General features: G+C 39.3%; 8 protein-coding genes. 3 read left to right on the top strand and 5 right to left on the bottom strand.

From position 1 onward, the window contains the following. The first annotated feature begins 128 nt into the window (after positions 1 to 128). Complete coding sequence (locus tag BLS59_RS32795) at positions 129 to 563, top strand: MauE/DoxX family redox-associated membrane protein (RefSeq protein WP_162842831.1); 435 nt, start codon at positions 129 to 131, stop codon at positions 561 to 563. A 116-nt stretch (positions 564 to 679) separates the two neighbouring features. After that, on the top strand, positions 680 to 961 hold the full coding sequence (locus BLS59_RS30805) for a hypothetical protein (protein WP_091157848.1): 282 nt from the start codon (positions 680 to 682) through the stop codon (positions 959 to 961). 46 nt (positions 962 to 1007) lie between these two features. On the opposite strand, the gene BLS59_RS30810 is transcribed toward BLS59_RS30805, so the two are convergent. From BLS59_RS30810 to BLS59_RS30820, 3 genes are read right to left on the bottom strand one after another with little or no spacing between them, the layout of a single operon-like run. Then, positions 1008 to 2387 (bottom strand): RagB/SusD family nutrient uptake outer membrane protein, encoded by a 1380-nt coding sequence (locus BLS59_RS30810; RefSeq protein ID WP_091157849.1) that lies wholly within the window; start codon positions 2385 to 2387, stop codon positions 1008 to 1010. A gap of 19 nt (positions 2388 to 2406) precedes the next feature. Further along, positions 2407 to 5610: a SusC/RagA family TonB-linked outer membrane protein gene (locus BLS59_RS30815; RefSeq protein ID WP_091157851.1), complete on the bottom strand. Its 3204-nt coding sequence runs from the start codon at positions 5608 to 5610 to the stop codon at positions 2407 to 2409. Between the two features lie 32 nt (positions 5611 to 5642). Continuing rightward, positions 5643 to 6983 carry a TlpA family protein disulfide reductase gene (locus BLS59_RS30820; RefSeq protein WP_091157853.1) on the bottom strand — a complete coding sequence of 447 codons (1341 nt, stop codon included), beginning with the start codon at positions 6981 to 6983 and terminating at the stop codon, positions 5643 to 5645. 435 nt (positions 6984 to 7418) lie between these two features. Between BLS59_RS30820 and BLS59_RS30825 the strand changes: the two genes are divergently transcribed. After that, positions 7419 to 7682, top strand: coding sequence for a helix-turn-helix domain-containing protein (locus BLS59_RS30825; RefSeq protein ID WP_091157855.1), 264 nt, complete (start codon positions 7419 to 7421; stop codon positions 7680 to 7682). Between the two features lie 4 nt (positions 7683 to 7686). On the opposite strand, the gene BLS59_RS30830 is transcribed toward BLS59_RS30825, so the two are convergent. Both BLS59_RS30830 and BLS59_RS30835 read right to left on the bottom strand, forming a co-directional pair. Further along, complete coding sequence (locus tag BLS59_RS30830) at positions 7687 to 8559, bottom strand: HEPN domain-containing protein (protein WP_091157857.1); 873 nt, start codon at positions 8557 to 8559, stop codon at positions 7687 to 7689. An 82-nt stretch (positions 8560 to 8641) separates the two neighbouring features. After that, positions 8642 to 8884 (bottom strand): Rpn family recombination-promoting nuclease/putative transposase (locus BLS59_RS30835; RefSeq protein ID WP_240315408.1); only part of this gene is annotated, 243 nt, incomplete at its 5' end.

The raw sequence follows: 8884 nt of genomic DNA on the forward strand, positions 1-8884 counted from the left end.
ACGTTTAATTATAGCAGAGTTATAAAATCCTTTGGTGGTCATTGAAAATTCTTTTTTGACCAAAGGATTTTATAACCATTTCACAACTACAGGCTCTAACTTAGTTGTCATAAAGAATGCTACCGATTATGAGAAAGGAAAAAATACTTACAGTAATTGTTTTATTAATGGCTGCACTTTTTTTCTATGCGTCAATAATGAAATTAATTGACATCGACAGGTCACGTATCGAAATGATGAAACAAGTTTTTCCCAGACCAGTCGCCAATATATTAGTTTGGGCTATACCAGTAACAGAAATAATTGTGGCCATCGTCTTACTTTATCCAAAAACCAGGATTATGGGACTATTTCTTGCTTTAACTTTAATGTTCCTATTTACTGGTTATATAATATTGGTACTTGCTCATTATTTCAGGGTTGTCCCATGCAGTTGTGGCGGCATACTGGAACATATGACTTACAGGACCCATATAGTGTTCAATATATTTTTCTTGCTGTTATCGTTATCGGGCATAATCATTTATTACAGAGAAAGGAGAGTAAATCATCAAACAAGTTAGACACCTCAACCGTTTTCACCTATGACCAGTTGTCGGTGGTGAGTAACACAGGACATGCCGAAAACCCGAAAAAAGAGTAGGCAAAAATATAATAAATTATCTTTTAATTTTTCAATATGAAAGCTTTAAAAATGGGCATTATAGCCCTCGTTTTAGGGGGCGGCATAGCCATAACCCAAAGTTCATTCCGTTCGGCTGAAACTGATACCCTTTGGGGTAACAACAGCGGCACGTTTGTAAATTTAACAGGCATAGCTGAAGACAATTCTGATAATCCGGCCGACGGAACTTACAGTTGCGCTGAGTCAGCCCGCGTTTGCACCGGAACTTCTGCTACCACTCCTACACAAATAAGTGATCTTAGTAACCAATCACCAGGCACATTTAGCCTCAATTAAGCATTTTAGATAAAAGGAACAGCAGGGTATTGCCTGTTCCTTTTATCTATCTTATATTTTGCTCAATGCCGCTACCAGCTATTTCGTCGTCAGGTATTGGAAATACATATCGTGGATCATTAGGCGGTAAGGTGTAAACCTGCCCGTTGATTATCCTATTTAATGTGACGGCGAAGCGTGGCTCTTGGTTTAAACGTCTTAAATCCGTCCATCGAAGTAAACCTACATTTGTAAGCAACTCCTTTCTTCGTTCCACTAAGATTTTCGCTAAAGCGTCATCGGCAGAACTTGCCGTCAAAGACGCAAAGGTTCCTGCCTTATACCGTTTAGCCAATAATATATTCAGGTCATTCATTGAATTATTGATATCTCCTTTCCGGGCATAACATTCCGCTTTGATCAAATAAATTTCATCAAGTGCGATTCCCGCAAACGTTCCGGCTGTGCCAGCGTAAGAGTTTTTTGCTCTAATCATATTGTTAACATTCGGGGCATTAAAAAACAAGCTTTTACGCAGATCATTGGCACTAAAAGAGCGATATAAAAGAGTATCAATGCCTGTTAACGCTGACTTGGCGAACGAATAACTAAGAGTAATTGAATGAAATAAAACTTCGTCGTTTCCATTGGGTAAAGATGCCGGGAATGGGCTGGAAGAGGTAGTACTAAGTGTATTATAATCCAATAGGGAATTTTTTAATTGCAGGCATTGCGATGCATAGCTTAAGGCTTGATCGTAATTTAACATAGTTTGATAAGCCCTTGCCAGCAACGCTAAAGCCGCGGGTCGAGATGGTCTGCTTTTTAAAGTTGCTGTAACGGGTAATAATGACGCAGCAGCCGTAAGGTCTGTTATGATCTGGTTGTAAGTTTTTTGGACAGTACCTCTGCCAGGGCGAACATTTACGTCTGAACTTAGCGAAATAGGAATGCCTAAATCTTGTGAGGCAGTTGCGGGATTATAAGGCTTGCAAAAAAGTTGGGCAAGGTGGTAAAACGCGATGGCCCTATAAAACAAAGCACTGCCCTTTACCCGGTTGTAATCTATTTGTGTGGATGCGTCAGGTTTAATATCATTAAGACCGTCAAGGGCAATGTTAGCATAAAATACCTGTTGGTAAGGTATATTCCAATCCGACATCGAGGCTCCCTGATAAACGTCTTTTGCCCATAAATAACTATTTTGTTCAAAAGGGTTGGCATAGGCGATAAGCCCGGCGTTAGTAGTATAATAATAGTCCGCTGCAATCCTTTGTATAGCAGGCACAACGTTCATAACGCCGGTGTTGTCCAATAGCGCTTGAAAGTCTGTAAGGGTTGTGGGAACCAGCAAAGCTTTATTGGGTTTCTTATCTAAATATTCTTTAGTACATGATGAAACGATCAGTAGGAACCCTGTAATGATAATTTTATATATTGTTTTCATTGCTCTTTTTAATTAAGTTTTAAAATCCTGCTTTCAAACCGAATGCAATGGTTCGTGACGGGGGTGGCCCATTAATGTAATCGGGGTCTAAACTTGACTTACTTGCTTTCCATAGCAGACAAATATTATTGGCATAAACGTACATTTGCGCACTGTCAAATGGCAGCCAATGAAGTTTAGATTTAAGAAAGGTGTAGTTTAGATTTATGTCCTGCAACCGGATGTTGTCGGCTTTATCGACCAATACGGATGACCAAGTATAAAAATAATCTCTTAAAGAATTTGGACTTGCGGGTACAGACGGCACTTGCGTGAACGCCTCGTCACCGGGTTTTTGCCAACGTTTTTCATAATCCCCGTGTTGCGATGATAAGCCGTTATCCGTACCATACATGATCGAATGGCGTCTGAAATAATATCCTAAACGATAACTAATATTGGCTGATAACGAAATATTTTTGTAGGTAAACGTGTTGGTAAAAGCGCCGAAAACGGTAGGTCGTGCGGAGCCATTATAGACAATGTTATCTTTGGTGGCTGCTGCTCTGATTGCCGAATAATTGTTGCTTGCCTGTCCGTTTAAATAACCTTGCGGATCACCTGTTTGCGGATTAAGGCCCGCCCATTGATAACTGTAGATACTGTATAAAGGCTGTCCTACGACCGGAATATATGAACCATTATCAACAATAGAAGAACCGGGCGTTAAACTTGCGGCAGCATAGTTCGTAACTTTATCCGCTGTAAAACTGATAAAAAAAGCGGTTAGCCATTTAAACTGTTGGTCGATATTTCTTGAATTGATGGTCAAGTCAAGGCCATGCCCGAACGTGTTAGCAAAATTACCCGTAAAGGTGCTAATCCCACTTGATGGGGGGAACGGTGTAGTACCGATAAGATCAAGACCGGTTTTCCGGTAATATTCTATTGTACCGCTGATTATATTATTTTTAGTTGCGAAATCTAACCCCAGGTTTTTAATATTATCACGTTCCCAACGTAATTCAGGGTTCGGTGGATTTTGTACCGTAGCATAAGGTTGAAGTGTTAAAGCACTGCTTCCGCTGTTATATAAAGCTGTTGTATAAGCAGATAAATTCTTATCAATGTTACCGTTATAACCATAGGTAGCCCTCAATTTCAGATAAGGTAGCCAACTCGATTTATAAAAGGATTCCTGGCTGATATTCCAACCTAAGCCAACAGAATATAATGGCACGCCTTTTTGGTTGGTGTTCACGCCAAATAAATTACTCTGGTCAAAACGCAGACTACCAGATAGTGTATAACGATTGTCATAAGTATAACCCGCGTTGGCATAATAGGACACAAACCGGTCGGTTAGGTCGGACTCGCTCTCATTGTTCGGTATCGCTACACTATTGGCCTGTGAACTCACATAACGTGGAAATGTGGATGTATAATTAATGGCTTGACTGGTTGCATGATCGTCGTCATAGCCATAGAGTCGGTAACTGTTTGCTGTGTTATGCGAGTCACTAACTTCTGCTCCGGCAATAGCTGTTAAACTATTTTTCTTCCAGTCCTTTGTATAATTAAGTTGTCCCCGCACGTCTTGGTTGATTAAGTCGCCAGTAGTGAGGTCTAAAATGCCGCCTAATGGTATAGGCCGTGTTAGTATGCCATTAGAGCCTACTGCGGTAAGGTTATTGATCTGATTGCGTGTGTAATAGGTATCCTGACTGTTAAGGTTACGGAAATCATTGACCGTATGACCGTATTGGTATAATAACTGAGCATTTAAACCAGGTATGATATGATATGTCAAACCAGTATTAATACGGTAATCAGTGACAACCGTATGGTTGTTGGCCAGTCCTATTTCTGCCAAAGGCTGATAAGACCAGTTTAAAAGTCCTTGTTGCTGTGCCGCCTGCGCAAATGACAGCCGGTAATCTCTGGCAATCGTCAGAGGATTTCCGTTAGCATCGGCTAAATGCGCGTAGGGATAAAGATTTTGATAAGAAAGGCCAAGATTACCTGTACCGGGATTGTTATCTTGCGTATTGCTTCCCGTATAATATATACTGGTTGTCAATTCCAGTTTATTATTAAACAGGTTATAAGTATTACTGGCATTCAATGTTACCCGTTGATACTGGTTGCCGACTAAGTTTTGAAGATTATGGTCGTACCCTGCTGAAACAAAGTATTTCTGATTGCTACTCCCGCCGCTGACACTTAATGCGTTTTGTTGGTTTACGGCTACCCTGTTAAAATATTTATTATAATCATTGCGTACATCGTTATTTTTTAATGCTTCGATCTGCGCGTCAACGGTACCAGCGGGCATAGTGCCATCCCTTTTGGCGATCAGCAATTCAATAACCGGGCTTAACGGCGTTTTATTGATAGAAGTTTCGGCAGCCGAATAATAGCCGGAAGCAAATAATTTCTTTTCGATTTCGATATAATCTACAGATGTCATTTGGGGCAGGTAAAATTGATTGGGCTTGGCACCAAAAGTGATATTTGAATTAAAATTGACCTTTGGAGCCTGATTATATTTCCCTTTTTTAGTAGTAATGACTATCACCCCATTTCCTGCCCTTGATCCCCATATCGAAGCAGCAGCGGCATCTTTTAAAACGGTAATGCTTTCCACGTCATTCGGATTAATATTGGTAATATCCTGATCGTAGGGAAAGTTGTCTACGATAATCAAAGGTTCCGCATTGCCGTTAATAGTGCTTACTCCCCGGATAGTGATGCTACTGTTAACGGTATGGCCGTTGATGATCTGATTAAATATCAGACCTGGTACAGCATCTTGTAGTCTGCTCAATATGTCGGTGCTGACCTTACGATTAAGTTGGGCATTGCTGACTTGTGTAAATGATCCAGTTGCGCGCTCTTTTGGTAGTGTTTGGTAGCCTGTGCTAACAACTACTTCCTGTAAGGCGGTATTTTGTGGCTGTAAGCTTATTTCAATAAGCGCAGAAAACGGTGATTTTATTTTTATGTTTTCAGGTTTAAAGCCAACATGTGAAATTATCAATGTCAAATTGGTTAGACCTGTTTTCAACGAAAACCTTCCCGTAGTATCGGTTATCGTACCTGCTGTACTTTCTTGAATGACGATTGATACACCTGTCAATGGCCTGTGTGTGCCAGTTTCTGTTACTTGTCCGCGGAGCGTAGTTTGCGCAGCAGAAAATAACGAGAAAGAAGACCCGATTATAATGAGTAAATATTTTTTCATTGAGAAGTTATTTAAATTAACAGAAGATTGTGTTAAAATGATATTTGCTTAGTAGGATTGTCACTAATAGTCAATACATTGATTTGACGCTTCGCTCTTATAAATCGTAGCTCATATTTGGCAAGGGCGGCATTTAATGACGTTACATCAGATAAATTCGCTGTAATATGTATATCTACCTTAGCGGTGTAACCTGTTTCGTCAATCACCGGATAGGGCGATAGCTGCATGTAATAAACGTTTAACTGGAGAATAAGACTACTTAACGGTAAATTTTGAAGATGAAAACCTGTTGCGTCAAAACCACCAGCCGGGTTACCACCAGCAGAATGTATCATATCCTTTTTTGTAGTTCTTATAAGAACAAGGCAGTCCTTTTTTTGGCTTTCAATCTTTGCTTTGTATTGGCTAAAAAGCATTGCTAAGTCCCGTTGCATAATCTGATATGCCTGTGTTGCTAAATAAGGTGGTACAACCAACTCATAACAATACCCATTACCCTCTCTTAGCCATTGCAGGTAAGGGCCTCCACTAAGTCCGCTTGTAATGTGGGATGTATCCTTAACAAGCAATTTAATCCGATTGGTTGCAAAGAAGTCCTTTTTTTCTCCGTAAGCCGTCCTATAAATCCACAATAAAGGGACATTCCGCGCGGTAATTTTCAGACCGCGAATAGAGTCTAACGGATATTGGGTAACACCAGCTGGTAGGCCATCAACATATTGGGTAAGTAAGGAATGATAACAAAGGCTTTGTCCTTTCCCGCCGTTATTGTTAATTAAGAGCGGAAGGTGGTTGTCATACGGAATTTGTGTCACATCATGCTTTTCAGATATCTGCTTTCTCTCATTTTTTAAAAGTCCTTTTATATTATCCGCCGTTACGTCCTCAAAGCCTGAAATTGCTTTAATTATACCATTGCTATCTATCCAAACATAATGCGGCAAATAAGTATGTGGAAAGAGTTTGACAAGCACTTTGTCGGCAAAAACTTCCGGTAAATTAGAATGTCTGTTGCTTTGCTTTTCCAATCTCTCTAAAAAAGGCGCAATCTCAGCTTCTCCCTGATAAGCCACGGGCAGAAACTGCACTTTTCCGGTAAATTCTTTTTGCAGACTATCCATTTTAGGTATCATGGCAACGCATGGGCTGCACCATGTCGCCCAAAAGTCGATTATCAGTAATTTGCCTTTAAAATCGGAGATTTTGGCGGTGGTGGCGGGGTTGCCGTTTGCGTCTTTATAATTAAGGATATTGTTGATGGTAATGTCAGGTACTTGGTCGCCTATTTTTAGAGCGGTTTTGTCCTGCGCGTGCGCACTAAAATTTAGGCAAAGCGTGGCCAGTACTATAAATAGTAGATTTTTTTTCATTAAATTAAGTTAGAAGCGGGCGTTAATAAATAAGCTTGATTGCTCTGAGAAAACGAGAAACGGCAGCCGAAAAAGAATTAACTATTAACTTATTAGCTGCCGTTTTGATCAACAATTCAATCAGGGGACTTAATGATGTTCTTAAAACGATTTTTAAGTGCCTGGGATTTGCAAGATGAAGCAAAAAGCACAGGCCCCCTTTCTTCTGAAATGATTGAGCGTGAGAAATAACGCGACCATTGAGCAAAGGGGGCTGTACTGTTTATACCGTTGTAAGACGAGTTTCTTGGAAACATTCTAAGCTGTTTTGGTTCTCACGCCTAATCACCAGAATGTTGCAAAACCAAATATAATAAACACGAATGAATGTTGCAAGAACTTATAACAAAAAAGTTTTTTGAAAGCCCTTTATTGCAAAATTATATATCTACATGAATGAATGAAGACAGAGATCTTCCTCGGTTAACTGAAATAGGCGAATTCCTTAAAATATTAAGAAAGCAGAAAGGTTTAAGTCAAGACCAACTGGCGGCCAGATGCGATCTTACAAAAAGCAATATTAGTAATATTGAGAATGGGAAAAAGGATTTCAACTTTACTACATTTTTGGAGTATGCAAAGGGACTTCAATTACCTCCAAAGGAACTATTAAACAAGGACTTCGAATTTCCTAAGTCATACATGCCCCAACCAAAATAACATTCTAACTAAGAGATTTTATTCGCTCATTGCATAGTTTTACAACAATTGCTTCAAGATTCCCAACCCTCTTTATCAACTGTTCTAAATCTTCTTTTGAAATTTTATAATTGGGTTTATATCTGGCATCGATATAGCTTTTCTGCAAAATATCAAATAGTCGGGCTTCCTCTTTGTTATCTGGCGGGAAACAAAATACCTTATATAGTTCTTCAGAAATGTACTTAGTGTAAGTGCGAAAATCCTCTATACTGTGGGTTTTTGGTTTATACCCTTTGAATACGAGTGCTATTCCCGCGTAAAATTTTTCAACCGTTTGATGAAGGAAAAACACAACTTCATTTAAGACGAAGCCTTTTTTTATTGCTAAATCAAATGATGACTTTGTATGTTCAAACAGTCTTATTCCACTTTCGCACCATTCATTGTAATAATGCTCAGCGTCCTCTTTTTGTTCTTCGCGGGTTAGCGGCCTCGCTTTAACAAATTCATACTCGTTAGTATCATACAGTAAAACACCCTCTGCTATAATATCGCTAAAAATATACTGCCCCCGTTCTAAACCATAATTCACATAATCTATATCATGAACAATAGGCCGGACAGAATTTTTATATTTCTTTGTTCTATTTACAATCTTGCTAATTATCTCGTACTCTTTTTCGCCATTTTTTTTTATAACTACGAGAAAATCATAATCGCTGATATAGCTAAACACGGCTCTATGCTCAACATAAATATCTTCGACCCAATCGCCACGAGCGTGACTACCATACAGTATGATCTTTACAGGCTTAGCTTCTTGCTTAATAACCTCCAAAATCTCAGCAAGTTCTTTTTGCTTGGCTTCCGGTAAATGAGTAAGTGATGTATTCATATATGTGCAACAATCAAAAATACAAAAAAAGTCCCTGTTTTTTAATGCAGAGACTTTCGTAATATATTAAGGGGGCTATTGGTTACAATTTTTCTATTTCCTCAACAGAAAGCTTTGTGAATTTTACAATCTGTGCCATCGGCAGACCGTCCTTTTTCATTTCACGTGCAATCTCTTTTGCTTCTTCTAACTTTGCTTCTTTTACCGCATAGTCCAGCACGTTCTTGTTGTCCCATTTATGTTTTAAGCTGTTATCGTACATCGTTTTTTCCTCCTTTGTCAAATTACTGTATTCAGCAATGCTAAACAATTTTTCAAATACCGG

This window comes from Mucilaginibacter pineti (genome assembly GCF_900101875.1).
GTDB lineage: Bacteria > Bacteroidota > Bacteroidia > Sphingobacteriales > Sphingobacteriaceae > Mucilaginibacter > Mucilaginibacter pineti.

Bases quoted from the DNA above. Each gene is read 5' to 3' on its own strand.
- BLS59_RS32795 (WP_162842831.1), top strand. From the start codon at position 129: ATGAGAAAGGAAAAAATACTTACAGTAATTGTTTTATTAATGGCTGCA.
- BLS59_RS30805 (WP_091157848.1), top strand. From the start codon at position 680: ATGAAAGCTTTAAAAATGGGCATTATAGCCCTCGTTTTAGGGGGCGGC.
- BLS59_RS30810 (WP_091157849.1), bottom strand. From the start codon at position 2,387: ATGAAAACAATATATAAAATTATCATTACAGGGTTCCTACTGATCGTT.
- BLS59_RS30815 (WP_091157851.1), bottom strand. From the start codon at position 5,610: ATGAAAAAATATTTACTCATTATAATCGGGTCTTCTTTCTCGTTATTT.
- BLS59_RS30820 (WP_091157853.1), bottom strand. From the start codon at position 6,983: ATGAAAAAAAATCTACTATTTATAGTACTGGCCACGCTTTGCCTAAAT.
- BLS59_RS30825 (WP_091157855.1), top strand. From the start codon at position 7,419: ATGAATGAAGACAGAGATCTTCCTCGGTTAACTGAAATAGGCGAATTC.
- BLS59_RS30830 (WP_091157857.1), bottom strand. From the start codon at position 8,559: ATGAATACATCACTTACTCATTTACCGGAAGCCAAGCAAAAAGAACTT.